We start from the raw sequence: 16,570 nt of genomic DNA, 5'->3' as shown, positions 1-16,570 counted from the left end.
GATATGCCGTCACAGCTCTTTCCCCACCTGTTCTCCCCGCTTCGCATCGGGAACGTGACGCTCGCGAACCGTGTCGTGTCCTCCGGGCACGACACCGTGCTCGTGCAGCAGGGGAACGTGACCGACGAACTGGTCGCCTACCACGAAGCCCGCGCCGCCGGTGGTGTCGGCATGATCGTGGTCCAGGTCGCCGGTGTTCACGAGACCGCCCGCTACACGTCCCACGTGCTGATGGCGACGAACGACGACTGTATCCCGGGCTACCGGCGCATCGCCGACGCCTGTCACCGCCACGACTGCGTCGTCGTCGGGCAGATCTTCCATCCCGGCCGGGAGATCCTGGAGTCGCAGGACGGGTCCACTCCGGTCGCGCTGGCACCGTCCGCGGTGCCGAGCGAACGCTTCCACGTGATGCCGAGAGCGATGACGGCGGGCGAGATCGACGCGGTCGTGCAGGGGTACGGCGACGCTGCACGTCGACTGCAGCGCGCCGGACTCGACGGCGTCGAGATCGTCGCGAGCCACGGCTATCTACCCGCGCAGTTCCTCAATCCGCGCACCAACCTCCGCGTGGACCAGTACGGCGGGTCGGCGGAGAATCGCCTGCGGTTCCTCCGGGCGGCGCTCGCATCCGTCCGTGCGGCGGTCGGCCGCGACTTCGTGGTCGGGATGAGGATTTCCGGCGACGAGATGGGCAGCGACGGACTGCGGCCGGACGAATCACAGGCGGTGTGCGCGTCGCTGGACGCGGACGGACTGTTCGATTACGTCAGTGTGTGCGCCGGGAGTTCGTCGAGTCTGTCGGGCGCGGTACACATCGCCGCCCCGATGACCGAGTCCGCCGCCTACACGGCCCCGCTGGCGGCGGCCGTCAAATCCGTGGTCCGGGTTCCGGTGATCGTGGCAGGCCGGATCAATCAGCCCCACGAGGGCGACGCGGTGATCGCGCAGGGGCAGGCCGACGCGTGCGCGATGACCCGCGCCCTCATCTGCGACCCCGCGATGCCGGCGAAAGCCGAACGCAACGACGTCGATTCGATTCGCGCGTGCATCGGCTGCAATCAGGCGTGCATGGGGCATTTTCAGCGAGGGTGCGCGATCTCGTGCATCCAGCATCCGGAGACCGGTCGCGAACTGCGCTTCGGGACTCTGCAGATCACGCGCCGGCCGAAGAGCGTCATGGTGATCGGCGGCGGACCGGGTGGGCTGAAAGCGGCCGCGGTGGCCGCGGAACGTGGGCACCGGGTGACCCTGTACGAGGCGGCGTCCCGGGTGGGAGGCCAGGTGCTGCTGGCCGAACTGCTCCCGGGCAGGAGCGAGTTCGGTGGCGCCGTCACCAACCTGGAGGGTGAGGCGCGCCGGGCCGGCGTGCGGTTCGTGACCGGGACGACGGTCGATCCCGGACTGGTCAGGTCGGAGCAACCGGACGAGCTGATCGTCGCGACCGGCGCGCGGCCGTTCCGGCCAGAGATCGAGACCCTCGACGAGCCGCACGTGGTGGAGGCGTGGGACGTGATCCGCGGGCGCACACTCCCCGCAGGCAGGGTCCTCGTCGCCGATTGGCGCGGCGATTGGATCGGGCTGGGTGTCGCGAACCACGTCGCCCGGCTGGGCCACCGCGTCACGCTCGCGGTCACCGGATACGCTGCGGGCGAACACCTCCAGCAGTACGTGCGGAACGCGATGGTGGCCGCGGCGGTGGAGGCGAAGGTCGAGATCATTCCCAACGTCCGGCTGCGCGGTGCGGACGACGACACGGCCTATCTGCAGCACACGCTCACCGAGCGGCCGGTGCTGGTCGAGGGTGTCAGTGCAGTGGTACTCGCCCAGGGACATGCGTCGGTCACCGACCTGCTGGAGGTCGACGGGTTTCCGCGGGAGCGGATCCATGCCGTCGGCGACTGCCTGTCGCCGCGCACCGTGGAAGAAGCTGTGCTGGAAGGGCTCACCGTCGCATCGGCGCTCTGACGGCTACTTCGCGGTGCGTTTGGCGGCGGTCGACGCGACCCGGTGCTTGTCGACGGTGATGGCGTCGATGAAGTCGTCGCACACGGCCCGCATCCGCGTCGGAGTCATCAGGGTGGAGCCGGTGAGCACCTGGATCGCGAGGCCGTCGAGAAGACCGAGGAGCATGTCGGTGGCGGCCCCGGGATCCTTCACCCGCAGAGCCCCCTGTTCGACGCCTGCCTCGACGGTCTCCCGGACCACCCCGCGCCACTCTCCGTACACGGTGTCGTTGAGCTCCTGGAGTTCGACGTTGCCGAGTGCGGAGGCCCACAGCTCCACCCACACCCGCCAGGCCGTGATCGTCTCCGGTCCGGCGGGCAGGTACGACTCCACGAGCCGGTGGAGCCGCACGAGCGGAACGTCGCTCTTCTCCATGATCCATCGCCGTCGTTCCAGCGAGTGCTCGAAGTTGAACTGGAACGCCGCATGCAGCAGCGCATCCTTGGAGTCGAAGTAGTAGTGGATCGTCCCGTTGCTCACCCCGGCCCGCGCCGCGACGTCGGCGATCCGGACGGCGCGGAAGCCGAGTTCGGCGATGGCTTCACACGTCGCTTGAAGGATCTGTTCTCGACGTTCCGCTTCAACGCTGGGGCGTGGCATCGCGCTCTCAACTCCTTGGATGTGACGTTTCGTCTACAGAGACCGTAGTCGAGAGTTCGGCCGAACCAGCGTAGCCGTCACACCTGCTGCGTTGCCCTGCTGTTCTCGCGGATGTGCAGGAGAGTCGGGCGGTCCGCGTCGAACGCCGCCGTGATCGCGTCCGTCAACTCCCCGGAGGACTCGACTGTCCGTCCGTGACAACCCATCGCCCGCGCCACGGCGGGGAAGTCGATGCCGCCGAGCGCGACCGAGTGGACGGTGTCGCCGCGGTCCGCCATCTCGTTGCGGATCTCGCCGTAGCCGCCGTTGTCGACGACGACGATCGGCAGCGGCAGTCGGAGTTGCGCGGCCGTCGCGAGCTCGGGAAGAGTGAACATCACCCCGCCGTCGCCGAGAATCGCCAGGACCCGGGCGTCCGGGTCGGCCACGGACGCGCCGATCGCCGCGGGCAGACCGTATCCCAGCGTTCCCTGTCCCGTCGGGTACAGGAATCCGCCGGGGCGGTGCACGGTGAGGTTCGACAGTGCACCGTAGTAGCAGGCCATCGTGCTGTCCCCGGCGATCACCGTGGATTCGTCGACGGCCGGTGCGATGGCGGCCATCATGTCCAGCCACGGAGCGCCTTCGGCGGCGGCATCGGCATGCAGCCCCTGTCGGAGCGACGCAGCCCGCTCGTGGGCGCCGGAATCCTCGCGCATCTTCGTGACGTCGAGCAGTTGCAACACCGTGGTCCCGGCATCACCCAGCAGGCGGATGGCGGGATCGGCGTTCGTGGTCATCGACGTGGGGTCGACATCTATGCGAATCAGCTTGTCATCCAGTTCGACCGGGCCGTACCAGAAATCGGAGGGTGCGAATTCCGTGCCGATGGCGAGAACGCAATCGGCGGTCTCGAGCACCGCGCGGACCGATGGATGGTGAACGCCTGCTCCCACCGACAGCGGGTGGTCCTCGTCGAGGACTCCCTTCCCGTTGGTCGTCGTGATGACGGGCGCGGACAGACGTTCGGCGAGGGCACGAACCTGCGGGGCCGCCGAGCGGGCCCCGCCGCCCACGACCAGCACGGGAGACTGCGAGGCGGCGAGACGCTGCGCCGCGTCGGTCACCGCGTGCGGGGGAGCGGCGAGCGGAGCGGACTCGACCGGCGCCACGATCCGCCCGTCCGCTTCCGCGTCGAGGATGTCGACCGGGATCTCGATGTGCACCGGTCGCGGTCTGCCCGAGCGCATGGCGGCGAAGGCGTAGGCGATCGCGCGGGGGATCTCGGCGACGCTGGTCACCCGGTGGCTGTAGGACACGATCGCCTCGAGCGCGGCCTGCTGATTCTTCACCTCGTGGAGGTAGCCGTTTCCCCTCCCCGGATGGGTGAGCGGCAGGGCCGGTGAGATGAAGAGAACCGGAACCGAATCCGACCACGCCTGCGCCGCTGCGGCAGCGGCATTGAGGATGGCGGGGCCGGTGGTGGTCAGGCACACGCCGGGTTTGCCCGTCACGCGGGCATATCCGTCGGCGGCGTAACCGGCCCCCTGCTCGTGCCGGGTCAGGACGGAGCGGATCGGCGAGTCGGCCAACGCGGCGTAGACGGCGAGGTTGTGGGTGCCCGGAATTCCGAAGACCGTGTCGACTCCGTGTGCGGCGAGAGCCGCGACGAGTGCCCGGCCGCCGTTCTGGCTTGTCATCGATGCCCTCCCATGGGCTGTGCAGTGTTCGTGTGCGGATGGTGCGCGGGTACCCGGACGGGTGCGGGGCGAAGTCGTGTCTCCGCCCCGCACCCGTAGAAGTCAGTCCAGGTTCCGGGAAATGACGAGCTTCATGATGTCGGACGTGCCTTCCTCGATCTCCTCCAGTTTCACGTCGCGCATCCACTGCTCGACGGGGTACTCGCGGGAATAGCCCCAACCGCCGAGCGTCTGCACCGCGGCGTGCGTGACGAACATGGCGGTCTCGGACGCCGTCAGTTTCGCCATGGCGGCGATGCCCCGGGCGTTGCCGCCGCTGTCGATGATGCGGGCGGCGTGATGGACCAGCAGCCGGGCGGATTCGATCCGCGTCGCCATGTCTGCCAGCCGGAAGGCGACGGCCTGATGCTCGATGATCGGCACTCCGAACTGCTTCCGTGTCTTGGCGTAGTCGAGGGCGTACTCGTAGGCGGCGCGGGCGGCGCCGACGGCGGCCGCGCCGAGCACGACCCGCGAGATGTCGAATGTGCCCATCAGACCGTAGAAGCCCTGTCCTTCCTCGCCGAGACGATTCTCCTCGGGGACGAACACGTTGTCGAAGAAGATCTCCCGGCACACGATGGCGCGCTGGCCCATCTTCTTCATCGGCTCACCGAACGTCATTCCCTCGGCGCCCTTCTCGAGGAGGAACGCGGAGACGCCACCGGACCGCTGGGTGCGGTCGGTTTTCGCGAACACGACGTAGAACCGGGCGGCGCCGGCGTTGGAGATCCACGCCTTCTGCCCGCCCAGCCGGTAGCCGCCGTCGACGCGCTCGGCCGTGGTGACGATCGACGCCGCATCCGAGCCGGATCCCGGCTCGGTGGTGGCCAGCGAGGTCATCGGGGCGTTCGGTCCGGTGAGGGGGCCGAGCCACTGCTTCTTCTGCTCCTCGGTGCCGAGGACCATGATCGGATCGGAGAAGAAGCCGTTGGAGCACACGAGGTTTCCGATGCCGGGGTCACCCCAGCACAATTCCTCCTGCACCAGGCACTGGGTGAAGACGTCGCTCATGCCGCCTCCGCCGAACTCCTCGGGGATCATGAAATCGGTGATGCCCACCGCGGCGGCCTTGGCGAAGATGTCGACGGGCGTCACGACATCCGCCTCGTCGACCTCCCGGCCGCGCGGCCGGATCTCCTTCTGCGCGAAGTCCCGGCACAGCTCGATGATCTGCTTCTGCTCGTCGGTCAGGGGCCAGGCGGGGATGTTGGTGGTGGTCATGTCGCGGTTCCTTCGCTTCGAATATGGTTGTGTCGGTGCGGGACTGTGGACTCTGGGGTGTGTGGGGTACGACGGGTCAGCGCTGCACCGCCGTCAGCTCGGTGAACTCCTCGACGCCGAACCGGCCGAGCTCCCGGCCCAGGCCGGAGGACTTCCAGCCTCCGAACGGGGCCTCGGGGTTGAACGGGGCGCCGTTGATGTCGACCTGGCCGGTGTCCATCCGGGCCGCGACGCTCAGGGCCCGTTCCGGGTCGGCCGACCACACGGCGCCGCCGAGCCCGTAGTCGCTGTCGTTGGCGAGCCGGATCGCGTCCTCGTCGCCGTCGTGCGGGAGGACGACCAGCACCGGCCCGAAGATCTCGTCGCGCACGATCGGGTCGTGCGGTCCGACGTCGGCGAGCACGGTCGGTCGCAGGTAGTGGCCCGTCTCGAGGCCTGCAGGGACGCCGGACCCTCCCGCCGCCAGACGGGCCCCGCCGGCGACCGCCGCGTCGACCGCCTCCGCGATCGATCGTCGCTGCGCAGCCGAGATCACCGGGCCGAGCTGCGTCGAGCGGTCCCGGGGATCGCCCACCAACAAAGTGTCGGCGTGGTCGGCGGCGAGTTCGACCGCCTCCTCGTAGCGTGCGCGCGGCACGAGGAGGCGAGTCCACGCACTGCACGTCTGACCCGAGTTGAGCATGGCGGCATCGACGGTTGCGGTGACCGCTGCCGACAGCGGGGCATCACCCAGCACCACGGAGGCCGACTTGCCGCCGAGTTCGAGGCACGCGCGTGTGAGGGATTCGGCGGCGGCGTGTGCGACGCCCCTGCCGACGGCGGTGGAGCCGGTGAAGGACACCACGTCGACCCCGGGATGTGCGGCCAGTGCGGCCCCCACCGTGCGACCGCTGCCCGGAACCAGGTTCAGGACCCCCGCCGGAACGCCGGCATCGAGTGCGGCGTCGGCGAACAGGTAGGTGGACAGCGGGGTGAGCTCGGCCGGTTTGACGACGGTGGTGCATCCCGCCGCGAGGGCTGCTCCCACCTTGGCCGCGAGCTGGTAGAAGGGGTAGTTCCACGGCGTGATGCACGCGACGACACCCGCCGGGCGGCGCAGCAGCAGCGTCCGGCCCAGCCGTTCCCGGAAGGGAAGGTCCCTGGCCAGCCGCGCATACGATGCGAGGATCTCGATACCGAGGTCGATGTGCGCTTCCTCGGCCACGGTCACCGGGGCTCCCACTTCCGCGACGGTGGTGTCCACGAGGAGTTGCCTCCGCGCGCGCAGTTGGGTGCACAGATCGTCGAGAATTTCCGCGCGATCCTCGGGAAGGCTCGCACCCCAGGCTGTTCCGGCGGAGCGTGCCGCCGCGACGGCGGCGTCGACGTGGGCGGCACCGGCCGACCCGGACCGGCCGATCACGGACTCGGTGGCCGGGTCGTGCACCTCCGTGCACTCGGTGACGGGAATCCAGTCCCCGCCGACGAGGATCGAGTCGCGTTCCCAGGCAGTGTGAATCGTGGTGGTCATCGGGCCGCCGCTCGCGAATCCGTGTACACGGACTTGCCGAGCCACTGACCGCCGTCGGTGACGAGGACCTCTCCGGTGACGTAGCCGGAGCGGTCGCTGAGCAGGAAGGCCGCCGATTCGGCAACCTCTTCCGGCGTCGTGAAGCGAGCGGCCGGGACGCTCGACAGCACTCGGACGCGGTCCTGTTCGGTGGGCCACAGTGCCGCCCCGGCACCTTCGGTTTCGGTCGGTCCCGGTGCGATGCAGTTGATCCGGACGCCGCGGCCGCCCCACTCCACGGCCAGGGTGCGCGTCATCGCGACGACACCCGCCTTGGCCGCCGCACTGTGGACGGTGCCGGGATGACCGTGCCACGCGTAGCTGGCGATGGTGTTGAGGATGGTGCCGCGACCGGTCGCCAGCATGTGGCGGCCTGCAGCGCGGGTGCAGTAGAACGTGCCGTTCAGGACGATGTCCACCACAGCCTTCCACCCGCCCGGCGAGAGGTCCTCGCTGGGAACCACGAAGTTGCCTGCGGCGTTGTTGACGAGGGCGTCGAGGCGGCCGTAGCGATCGACCACCCCGTCGATCGCCGCGTCCACGGCGTCGGAATCCCGCACGTCGCACACCACGGCCTCGGCTTTGCCGCCGACGCGCTCGGCCGCCCGGACGGTGTCCTCGAGCGCGTGCTGCCTGCGGCCGAAGACGACGACGGTGCCGCCCGCGGCCGCCCACCGCATCGCGACGGCGCGTCCGATGCCGGAGCCGCCACCCGTGACGACGGCGACGCGGTCGCGGAATTCGTCGGCGGTGTTCGGGACGAGGCCGGGGGAGTGGGTCTCGGTCATCGCATGGTTCTCCTGTGCTGTCTCGGGATGTGGACTCACGGGGCGGGTGTCGGTTCGGCGGCCACGACGAGCGCGTCGACGGTGAGCGCTCCGTCCGGGGCGACGCGGACCGGATTCAACTCGATCTCGGCGATGTCGGGCCGTTCCGCGATCAACCGGGACACCCGCGTGACCACGTCGACCAGGCCGTCGACGGACACCGCGGGGCGTCCCCGCCATCCGCGGAGAAGCGGCATGCACCGAAGGTTTTCGAGCATCGCGAGGGCGTCCTCGGGTCCGACGGGGGCCGATTCGAGACGGATGTCCTGGAGCACTTCGGTTTCGGTGCCGCCTGCGCCCACCACGATCACCGGACCGAGGTCGGGATCACGGCGTGCGCCGACCAGGATCTCCACGGTGCCCGCCCGGGTGTCCTGCTCCTCGAGCACGTAGTCACCGTCGCCGAGCCGGGCATGCATGTCCTGGAAGGTGCGCGCCAGTTGTTGGGGACCGTCGATGCCGACCGCGACCCCGCCCGCCTCGCTCTTGTGCTCGAGCCAGCTCGCCTTGAGGACGAACGGGGCCCGCAGACGGCCGGCCAGTGCGACCGCCTCCTCGTGGGTGCGTACGACCCCGCCGTCGGGGAAGGTGACACCGAGTTCGGTGAGAAGTTCACGCGCGGCCCAGTAGCCGGACCGGAGCATGTCCTGCGGAACAGGCTCGGAGAGAGGGTGATTCGACGGCTGCGGCGGTCGCAGGCGGGACAGCCCGGACAAGGCGCGGACCGCGGAATCGACCGTGTCGAACACGGGGACGCCGTGCCGCCGCAATGCCTGCGCGGTGCTCGATTCCGGAGCCATGGTGTGGACGACGACGGGCTTGCCCGTCGCCGCGGATGCCCGGCCGATCCGTTCGGCCACGGCCGCTTCGCGTTCGGCGAGACTGGGAGCGTCCCGCGCGTAGCAGCCGAAGTACCCGGTCAGCACCACGGCGTCCGACTCGTCGGCACGGAGAAGGTGTTCGACGACGCTCGCGTAACTTCCCAGATCCTGCTCGCCGGCGCCGGCGAGGTCTACCGGGTTGTTGCTGGCCGCGCCCGTCGGTAGTTGCAGTGCAATGGATTCGGCGAGCCCGGGTGAGAAGTCGGGAACGGTCAATGCGCTCGCACTCGTCACGTCCGCGGCGATCGCGCACTGCCCGCCACTGTCGCCGACGATGGCGACGCGGTTGCCGGCGGGAACGGTGGTGGAGAGGAATGCCCGGGCGACGGTGATCAACTCGTCGGGGGTGCTCACGCGGAGTACGCCTGCCGCGCGGCACGCGGCGTCGACGACGTCCATGGCAGAGGTGAGGGAGCCGGTGTGGGAACGCGCCAGGCGGGTGCTCGCGGCGCTGGCGCCGACCGTCAGCAGCAGGGTCGGTCGTCCGGTGTCGCGCAGGGCGCACAACGTCCGGAACAGGGATTCACCGTCGCTGAAGCTTTCGAGGTACAGGGCGATCACGCGCGTCGGGTCGTGGCTGCCGAGATCGGCGAGCAGTTCGGCGGCGGTGACGTCGGACTGGTTACCGATGGAGACGAACCGGGAGACGCCCACGCCGTACCGGGCGCCGAGCGCGGCGAGTTCGGAGCCGAGTTGGCCGCTCTGCGAGATGACGGCGAGCGGCCCGGGTGTGAACCGTCCCCACGCCAGGGAGAGGTCGGTGGCGCTGTCGTAGATGCCGAGACTGTTGGTGCCGACGAGTCGTGCTCCGGCACTGCGGATCCGGGCCGCGAGTTCGGCTTCGCCGGGAACTCCTGCGGTGACGCCGAGGAATCCGCGGACGCCGAGTGCGAGGGCCTCGTCCACCACGTCCGAGACGAACGGCGCCGGCACGCAGAGGGCGACGAGGTCGGGGACCTCGGGGAGGGCGGACAGGTTCGGATGGCATGGGTGTTCGAGGAGGGTGTCGGTTCTCCTGTTGACCAGATGGACTCGGCGGCGGTGCTCGCCGGTCAGGGCGCCGCTCGCCAGCCAATAGCCCCACTTCGCGGGATCGGCGGAGGCGCCGACGACGGCTACCGAGGCAGGGTCGGAGAACACGCTCAGTTGTGTGACGGACTCGGCCACCACAGTGGTCATAGGGGACTCTCCTCGATCTCGCGTTGCTGTCGATCGGAAAATAGATAACTGGCGCATCAGTCAATTTAGATTGTGGCGGCACTCACAGGGGCTGTCAACCCACCTCTCTCCGTCGCGGCGGGGTGCCGCCCGGGGGTGGCGCGCTCTTGACATCGAGTGTGATCGCCCTCACGATGATTCATAACTGGCCCACCAGCCAACTATTCGACACCCTCTGTCCTGTCATCCGCGAGGAGCGTTCATGAAGACTGTGCATGATGGATCCACCACGGGGGACACGATGATGTCCTCGGCGGGAATCACCGACGCCGAGGCCGGTCAGCTGCCGCGCGGAATCCTCCCGACGTGGGCAGTGTTCGGCGTGTCGCTCGGCATTCTGGCGCCCGCGTCCACGCTGGCCCTCGCGATCGGTGTCGTCGTCACGATTGCCGGCAACCTCAGCTGGATCACCTGGGCCGTGACCTCGGTCCTGGTCCTCGGGTTCGCCGGCGGCATCGGCTGGCTGGCCAAACGCTTCACCACCACCGGAGGAACGTACGGACTCGCGGCCCGCGCGGCAGGGAAGCCCGCCGGATTCTTCGTCATGGTCACCCACCTCGCGTCGTCACTCGTCGCGGGACCCGCGTGCGTGATCGGCTCGGCGATCTACCTCGACGCCTTCCTGCAGAAGGTGGGTCTGCCCGCGAGCACGTGGACACTCGGCATCTGCGCCGGGGCCGTCGCGGTCGCGGTGACCGCCCTGAACCTTCGTGAGGTGAAGCTGTCCGCGAAGCTGCTGCTGGTGATCGAATTCTTCACGGTGGCAGTGATCGTCGTGCTCCTGATCGTGGTCCTCGCGAATTCGGACACCGGTCCGATCGACAGCAGGCAGTTCGACTTCCACGGGTTCAGTGCCACAGCGATTCTCGCGACCGCAGGATTCTCCGTGTTCTCCCTCGCCGGATTCGACCACGCCGCCACCCTGGGCCGCGAGGCGCGTCATCCCAAGCGGGCCATCAGCTTCGCCGTCGTCGGATCGGTCCTGGCCTGCGGGGTGCTCTACATCGTCGCCACCTACATCATCGTGCTCGGCTTCCGCGGGTTCCCGATCGAGAACATGAACGCACCCCTCGACACCCTGGCGGAGCACAACGGCGTCGGGTGGCTCGGCTATCTGATCGACATCGGTGTCGCCATCAGCTTCTTCGGGTCGACTCTCGGCGTCATGGCAGGCACCAGCCGGACCGTGTACACCCTGGCCCGCGACGGTCTGCTGCCCGCTCGCCTCGGCAAGGTCAGCGCCCGCCACGGCACCCCCGCCGGTGCGGTGACGACCCTCGGCGCCATCTATCTGGTGGCGGGGCTCCTCGGCGTGGTCGTGACCGCGGCGGAGACGTCGTACGGCCTGCTCGGGACGTACGCCGGCTACATGCTGATCGCCGCCTACGGACTCACCGCGCTGGCGGCCGGCTACTGCGCCGTCCGGTCGCGGTCGCTGCGCCTGGGCATCGGACTCGCGACCGTCCTCGCCGCGATCGGGTCCGTGCTGGTGTACTGGTACAGCTTCAACCCGTTCCCGTCCGGAGCACGAGGTGTGGTCGCGTGGATCTTCTTCGCGACCGTGCTCGGCTACATCGCCCTGTACTGCTACCTGCGGCTCCGCAAGCCGCTCGTCTTCGCGCGGATCGGTGAATCCGACCGGAGGACGACCCTCGAGGTCGATGCGGACGAGCAGGCGGGCGCGGTGCGCTGACGGTCCCGCACCCGGACGAACGGGACGCTCGTTGCGTCAGATCGAACGAGCGTCCCGTTCGTCCGGCGGTGGCAGGAGTCGGGCGCGTCCGGAGTCGTGCTCGGCGATCGCCGGTGCGACGAACTGCTCGAGCATCGTGCGTTCGTCGGTGTCGTCGACGCCCGGCACGGTGAGCAGTGAGACGATGATGCGAACGAGCCACCGTGCCTTCCGGGACGTCTCCTCTCCGGAGAACCCCGCCTGCCCCAGGAAGGCGGTGCCCAGCGACTCGATGACGTCCGACGAGTGGGCGATCTGCGCGGCGAGGCCGGAGTCGCCGAGCTGGAACCAGGCGGCCAGAGTCGGGTCGGCGCGCACCAGCCGGATCGCGGCCAGCATCGCCTCCACGATCACGTCCTTCGGGTCGCCGGCCGCTGGCACCTCGTCCGCGACCAGCGCGCCGATGCGCCGGGCCTCGCGGTGGACGAACGCCAGCTGCAACGACTGCCTGCTGTCGAAGTAGCGGTACAGCGTGGCGCGAGAGCATCCGGCCGCCCGGGCGACCTCGGCCATACCGACGGCGGCGATGCCGTTCTCGACGTACAGCTGGGCCGCGACGTCGAGGATGCGCTCGGCGGCGAGGCGGGGGCGTTCGTCCCTCATCCAGTCGGCGGTCATGCTTCTCGCACCCGGAACGGGACGCTCGTCGGGCGGCGCACGTAATTGCCGTCCGCGTAGACGACGGCGTCGATGTCGACGGTGAAGTCGGGGCAGCGGGCCAGCAGTTCCTCGAGCGCGATCCGCGCCTGCATCCGCGCCGCGGCCGCACCCAGGCAGTGGTGGGCCCCGTGGCTGAACGTGAGGATCTGCTTCGGACTGCGACGCACGTCCAGGACCTCGGAATCCGGCCCGAACCGGCGCGGGTCGCGGTTCGCGGAGCCGTACAGCAGGAGCACCTTCCGTCCCTCGGGAACGACGATGCCGTCGATCTCGACGTCGCGGGTCACCGTTCGGGCGAGGCCCTGGACGGGGGCCGTGAGCCGCAGCAATTCCTCGACGGCGTCGCCGACCAGCTCCGGATGTTCGATCAGATCACGACGCTGATCCCGGTGTTCGGTGAGCAACTGGACTGCGCCGCCGAGCATCCCGGTGGTGGTGTCGTTGCCGCCGGTGACCATCGTGAATGCGAAACCGAGGATGGAGAGCAGCCCGGTGACGTCGCCGTCGGCTCCCATCCCTCCCGCGACGAGGTGCGAGATCGTGTCGTCTCCGGGGTCGGTGCGCCGCCGCTCGATCAGTCCGGCGAAGTAGCCCATCAGATCGGTGACCGCACCCGTCGCCTGCAACGTGTCGCCCTGCGCATTGGCCGCGACGATGGCCTCGGTCCACCCGTCGAACTGCGCTCGGTCCTCTTCGGGGACACCGAGGTAGTGGGCGACGACCATGCTCGGCAACGGCTTGAACAGTTCTTTCACCACATCGCCGTCACCGGCCTCGCGCAGTCGTTCGATGCGCTCCACCACGAACGCCCGGACGTCCGGCTCGACGGCGGTGACCTGCCGTGGGGTGAATCCCTTCGACACGAGACGGCGGAACGCGGTGTGGTCGGGCGGGTCGAGCATCACCAGCGGCGGATTGTCCTGCAGGCCGATCTTCTCCAGCTCGCCGTACGTCGTCGTGAGGCCGGCCGCGGAGGAGAACGTCTCGGCGTCGCGGGCCGCCGCGTAGACGTCGGCGTGCCGGGACAACACCCAGTAGTCGTTCTCGGGTGCGCCCTCAGGGACGACGTGATGGACGGGGTCGTGGTCGCGCAGGCCGGCGTACATCTGCCACGGAGCACGCCACGATTGTCCGGACCTCGGCACGAACGAGACGCTCGACACATATGCGGTCATGTATCGATGGTGAGACACATAACCCATTGTGTCAATGGTGGGGCTACGACCTCTCTAGCCGAACAGGGCGAACGCCACGACAGCGAGGATCAGGACGAGTACCGGTGTGAGGATGAGCAGCAACCCGAGCAGTCCGGGATTCTTCACCGGCCGATGGTCGATGGCGCCCTTGCTGAAACTGCTGAACGGCGACGCGTAGTACACCGGGGGAGCCGGGTGGTACCGGTTGTCGACGGTGATCTGCGCCCTGCCCTGCTCCCAGATCCACGGGACCGAGATCTGGATGTGGTGCACGCCCGGCGGCGCCGGAATCTCGTTGTGGCCCCACCGAAGCGGCACGTGAAACCCGTTGATGCGGGCATTGGGGGTCACCAGCATCGGGCCCATCGGCGGCTTCTTCGCGTCGATGACGAGCGCGGTGGGTGAGGAGACGGGCTGCACGAAGGGCGACAGTATCACCCTGCGGCAGCCCGAAAGTGGTGGCCTACTGGCCGGCCGCGATCCGGGCCTTCTCCAGAGCCGCGAGGGTGCGGAGCACGGTGGCGCGCTGCTTCTCGAGGTCGCTGATCCGGGCACGCGCGGCGAGGCCGGCGGGCTCACCGATCAGGTTCATCTGGGCGTCGATGGCCGAGAGCTGATCGAGCAGGCCCGTGACGCGCGTTTCCAGTGCGGCGACGTCGACGGCGTCGGTGCGCACCGGTGCCACCGGCGGCGTGGCGGACGTGCGGGACGTGCTCGGGCGGGTCGACGCAGACGCCGACGACGTTCCGGAATGAGCGGTGCTGCGCGGCTCCGACACCACGCTGGCCGCCCGGGGACGGAGCGCCTTGCGCACGGCGGCCGGGTCCGGGAGTTCCGCGAGCTTCATCTCGTTGAGTTCGCGGCGCGCATCGCGGGCGTTGACCCGGTGCTCACGCTCTTCGTCATCGTCCGACTGCAACGTGCCGCCGAGCGGCCGCAGGCCGTACATGCCGAGGAAGCGGCGGGCCTCGTCGATGACCGATTCCTTCTCGCGGCAAGTGCCACAGCGAGGTTCGTTACGGAACATCTCGACGGCGTTGTCGTCTCCGCACCACACGCACGCCCCCGGCGACCAACGCCGGACGTTTCGAATTGCAGCGATATCGATAGGGCCGGAGAGAGTCTGCGCGTCGATCACGACGAGCCACAGTAGGGGAATTCGAGCGTGCGAGTCACATCGCCGTAAGTACGACCTGCGGTTCTGTGGCCAAGCGTGACGAAGATCATGCCGAGGCTCGCAAAGTGCTCCGCAAACGCTGTGTGCCACACGTGTTTTCCCGACCGGTAAGTTTCATTCTCCGGCGCCGATGACGGTGGTCAGCCAGTCGACGAGCGGCCGCATCGAACGCCAGGCGGTGCGCACTTCGTCAGCGGCGCGGGGAGTTTCGATCCAGTCGGGGGAGAGGTAGCTCCGGCTGGCGGTGAGAGACTTGTGACGCATCAGGTCGAGTCGCGGGTGGTCCTCGGCGACGCCGCGGGGACGGGTCTTGAGTGTGTCGCCACCGATCTCGAACCCCGACGATCGAACCTTCTTCACGAGCCGGACGAGTTCGCGGCCCCTCCGGTCGTCGTCGACGGCGTCACGGAAACGCCCGACCTGGACCGGGGTATGCGAGTAGAAACCGCCGGCGACGAACAGTCCGGCCGCATCGATCTGCACGTAGTAGCCCACACCGGGGCGGGTTTCGACGAATCCGCCCTGATGGGTCTTGTAGGGCGTCTTGTCCTTGGAGAACCGGACGTCGCGGTAGGGGCGAAACACCTTGCCCGCGCCGAATTCCGATTCGAGTTCCGCGAGCAGGGCGGTCATGGGTGCGCGCACGGAGTCGTCGTAGACGGATTTGTGCGCGGTCCAGAAGCTCTTGCTGTTGTCTGCCTCGAGGTCCTCGTAGAAGTCGAGAGCAGCGGTGGGGATCCCGGTGAACACAGGGGAAAGGCTACGCCTGTGAGTGGTTGACGAGTCCAGAGACTCGTCAACCACTCACAGGCGCGAAGCGCCTAGGCGTTGCCGTTGAACAGCGACGTGACCGAGCCGTTCTCGAAAACTTCCTTGATGGTGCGAGCCAGCAGCGGGGCGATGGACAGCACCGTGAGGGTCGGGAACTTCTTCGACTCGTCGATCGGAAGCGTGTTGGTGACGATGACTTCCTTGGCGCCACACGCGGCGAGACGCTCGGCCGCCGGATCGGACAGGACGCCGTGGGTGGCGGCGATGATCACGTCGCCCGCGCCGGCCTCCTTGAGGATCTTCACGGCGCCGGCGATGGTTCCACCGGTGTCGATCATGTCGTCGATCAGGATGCAGGTGTGGCCTTCGACGTCACCGACGACGCGGTTGGACTTCACCTGGTTGGGCACCAGCGGGTCGCGCGTCTTGTGGATGAACGCCAGCGGCGCGCCACCGAGGGTGTCGGCCCACTTCTCGGCGACCCGGACGCGACCGGAGTCGGGGGAGACGACGGCGATGTTCTCGGTGCCGTAGTTGCCGCGGATGTACTCGGCGAGCTGACCCTGGGCGTGCATGTGGTCGACGGGGCCGTCGAAGAAGCCCTGGATCTGATCGGTGTGGAGGTCGACCGTGATGATGCGGTCGGCGCCTGCCGTCTTGAGGAGGTCGGCGATCAGGCGAGCCGAGATGGGCTCACGGCCGCGGTGCTTCTTGTCCTGGCGTGCGTACGGGTAGAACGGCAGGATCGCGGTGATGCGCTTGGCCGATCCGCGCTTGAGCGCGTCGATCATGATCAGCTGTTCCATCACCCACGTGTTCAGCGGGGCCGGGTGGCTCTGCAGCACGAAGGCGTCGGAGCCGCGGACCGACTCCTCGAAACGGACGAAGATCTCGCCGTTCGCGAAGTCACGGGCAGTCTGCGGGGTGACCCGCACGTCGAGTTCCTTCGCCACCTGTTCGGCCAGCTCCGGATGCGCGCGACCAGAAAAAAGCATGAGGTTCTTCTGGTT

Annotated in this window: 14 protein-coding genes; 2 read left to right on the top strand and 12 right to left on the bottom strand. The window is 68.7% G+C overall.

All coding sequences use genetic code 11. The features are described from left to right. Positions 1–3 precede the first annotated feature (3 nt). Positions 4–1,968 (top strand): oxidoreductase, encoded by a 1,965-nt coding sequence (locus tag OYT95_RS08005; protein WP_268791146.1) that lies wholly within the window; start codon positions 4–6, stop codon positions 1,966–1,968. A 3-nt stretch (positions 1,969–1,971) separates the two neighbouring features. On the opposite strand, the gene OYT95_RS08000 is transcribed toward OYT95_RS08005, so the two are convergent. The 6 genes from OYT95_RS08000 to OYT95_RS07975 all read right to left on the bottom strand — a co-directional run bounded on the left by OYT95_RS08000 (position 1,972) and on the right by OYT95_RS07975 (position 9,985). Then, positions 1,972–2,607, bottom strand: coding sequence for a TetR/AcrR family transcriptional regulator (locus tag OYT95_RS08000; RefSeq protein WP_037243902.1), 636 nt, complete (start codon positions 2,605–2,607; stop codon positions 1,972–1,974). Between the two features lie 77 nt (positions 2,608–2,684). After that, positions 2,685–4,286: a thiamine pyrophosphate-binding protein gene (locus OYT95_RS07995; RefSeq protein WP_268791144.1), complete on the bottom strand. Its 1,602-nt coding sequence runs from the start codon at positions 4,284–4,286 to the stop codon at positions 2,685–2,687. 102 nt (positions 4,287–4,388) lie between these two features. Beyond that, positions 4,389–5,549 (bottom strand): acyl-CoA dehydrogenase family protein, encoded by a 1,161-nt coding sequence (locus OYT95_RS07990; protein ID WP_268791143.1) that lies wholly within the window; start codon positions 5,547–5,549, stop codon positions 4,389–4,391. A gap of 76 nt (positions 5,550–5,625) precedes the next feature. Further along, entirely contained in the window at positions 5,626–7,059 is a 1,434-nt protein-coding gene (locus tag OYT95_RS07985; RefSeq protein WP_268791142.1) for an aldehyde dehydrogenase family protein, read from the bottom strand. After that, on the bottom strand, positions 7,056–7,886 hold the full coding sequence (locus tag OYT95_RS07980) for an SDR family oxidoreductase (RefSeq protein WP_268791141.1): 831 nt from the start codon (positions 7,884–7,886) through the stop codon (positions 7,056–7,058). The genes OYT95_RS07985 and OYT95_RS07980 overlap by 4 nt, the downstream gene beginning before the upstream one ends. 35 nt (positions 7,887–7,921) lie before the next feature. Further along, on the bottom strand, positions 7,922–9,985 hold the full coding sequence (locus tag OYT95_RS07975; protein WP_268791140.1) for an acetate--CoA ligase family protein: 2,064 nt from the start codon (positions 9,983–9,985) through the stop codon (positions 7,922–7,924). Between the two features lie 241 nt (positions 9,986–10,226). On the opposite strand from OYT95_RS07975, the gene OYT95_RS07970 reads away from it, so the two are divergent. Beyond that, positions 10,227–11,717, top strand: coding sequence for an APC family permease (locus OYT95_RS07970; protein WP_268791139.1), 1,491 nt, complete (start codon positions 10,227–10,229; stop codon positions 11,715–11,717). Between the two features lie 36 nt (positions 11,718–11,753). On the opposite strand, the gene OYT95_RS07965 is transcribed toward OYT95_RS07970, so the two are convergent. The 6 genes from OYT95_RS07965 to OYT95_RS07940 all read right to left on the bottom strand — a co-directional run bounded on the left by OYT95_RS07965 (position 11,754) and on the right by OYT95_RS07940 (position 16,555). Further along, on the bottom strand, positions 11,754–12,374 hold the full coding sequence (locus OYT95_RS07965; protein WP_268791138.1) for a TetR/AcrR family transcriptional regulator: 621 nt from the start codon (positions 12,372–12,374) through the stop codon (positions 11,754–11,756). Next, complete coding sequence (locus OYT95_RS07960) at positions 12,371–13,591, bottom strand: cytochrome P450 (protein ID WP_268791137.1); 1,221 nt, start codon at positions 13,589–13,591, stop codon at positions 12,371–12,373. The genes OYT95_RS07965 and OYT95_RS07960 overlap by 4 nt, the downstream gene beginning before the upstream one ends. 54 nt (positions 13,592–13,645) lie before the next feature. Beyond that, positions 13,646–14,032 (bottom strand): hypothetical protein, encoded by a 387-nt coding sequence (locus tag OYT95_RS07955; protein ID WP_112300473.1) that lies wholly within the window; start codon positions 14,030–14,032, stop codon positions 13,646–13,648. A gap of 43 nt (positions 14,033–14,075) precedes the next feature. Beyond that, positions 14,076–14,750, bottom strand: coding sequence for a hypothetical protein (locus tag OYT95_RS07950; RefSeq protein ID WP_174233823.1), 675 nt, complete (start codon positions 14,748–14,750; stop codon positions 14,076–14,078). A 153-nt stretch (positions 14,751–14,903) separates the two neighbouring features. Further along, entirely contained in the window at positions 14,904–15,539 is a 636-nt protein-coding gene (locus OYT95_RS07945) for a DUF2461 domain-containing protein (protein ID WP_037243928.1), read from the bottom strand. A 71-nt stretch (positions 15,540–15,610) separates the two neighbouring features. Beyond that, complete coding sequence (locus OYT95_RS07940) at positions 15,611–16,555, bottom strand: ribose-phosphate diphosphokinase (protein WP_397494164.1); 945 nt, start codon at positions 16,553–16,555, stop codon at positions 15,611–15,613. Between the last annotated feature and the right edge of the window lie 15 nt (positions 16,556–16,570).

This window comes from Rhodococcus sp. JS3073 (genome assembly GCF_026810085.1).
Taxonomy (GTDB): Bacteria; Actinomycetota; Actinomycetes; order Mycobacteriales; family Mycobacteriaceae; genus Rhodococcus_F; species Rhodococcus_F wratislaviensis.
This window is presented reverse-complemented; position numbering and strand designations above follow the sequence as displayed.

Bases quoted from the DNA above. Each gene is read 5' to 3' on its own strand.
- OYT95_RS08005 (WP_268791146.1), top strand. From the start codon at position 4: ATGCCGTCACAGCTCTTTCCCCACCTGTTCTCCCCGCTTCGCATCGGG.
- OYT95_RS08000 (WP_037243902.1), bottom strand. From the start codon at position 2,607: ATGCCACGCCCCAGCGTTGAAGCGGAACGTCGAGAACAGATCCTTCAA.
- OYT95_RS07995 (WP_268791144.1), bottom strand. From the start codon at position 4,286: ATGACAAGCCAGAACGGCGGCCGGGCACTCGTCGCGGCTCTCGCCGCA.
- OYT95_RS07990 (WP_268791143.1), bottom strand. From the start codon at position 5,549: ATGACCACCACCAACATCCCCGCCTGGCCCCTGACCGACGAGCAGAAG.
- OYT95_RS07985 (WP_268791142.1), bottom strand. From the start codon at position 7,059: ATGACCACCACGATTCACACTGCCTGGGAACGCGACTCGATCCTCGTC.
- OYT95_RS07980 (WP_268791141.1), bottom strand. From the start codon at position 7,886: ATGACCGAGACCCACTCCCCCGGCCTCGTCCCGAACACCGCCGACGAA.
- OYT95_RS07975 (WP_268791140.1), bottom strand. From the start codon at position 9,985: ATGACCACTGTGGTGGCCGAGTCCGTCACACAACTGAGCGTGTTCTCC.
- OYT95_RS07970 (WP_268791139.1), top strand. From the start codon at position 10,227: ATGAAGACTGTGCATGATGGATCCACCACGGGGGACACGATGATGTCC.
- OYT95_RS07965 (WP_268791138.1), bottom strand. From the start codon at position 12,374: ATGACCGCCGACTGGATGAGGGACGAACGCCCCCGCCTCGCCGCCGAG.
- OYT95_RS07960 (WP_268791137.1), bottom strand. From the start codon at position 13,591: ATGACCGCATATGTGTCGAGCGTCTCGTTCGTGCCGAGGTCCGGACAA.
- OYT95_RS07940 (WP_397494164.1), bottom strand. From the start codon at position 16,555: ATGCTTTTTTCTGGTCGCGCGCATCCGGAGCTGGCCGAACAGGTGGCG.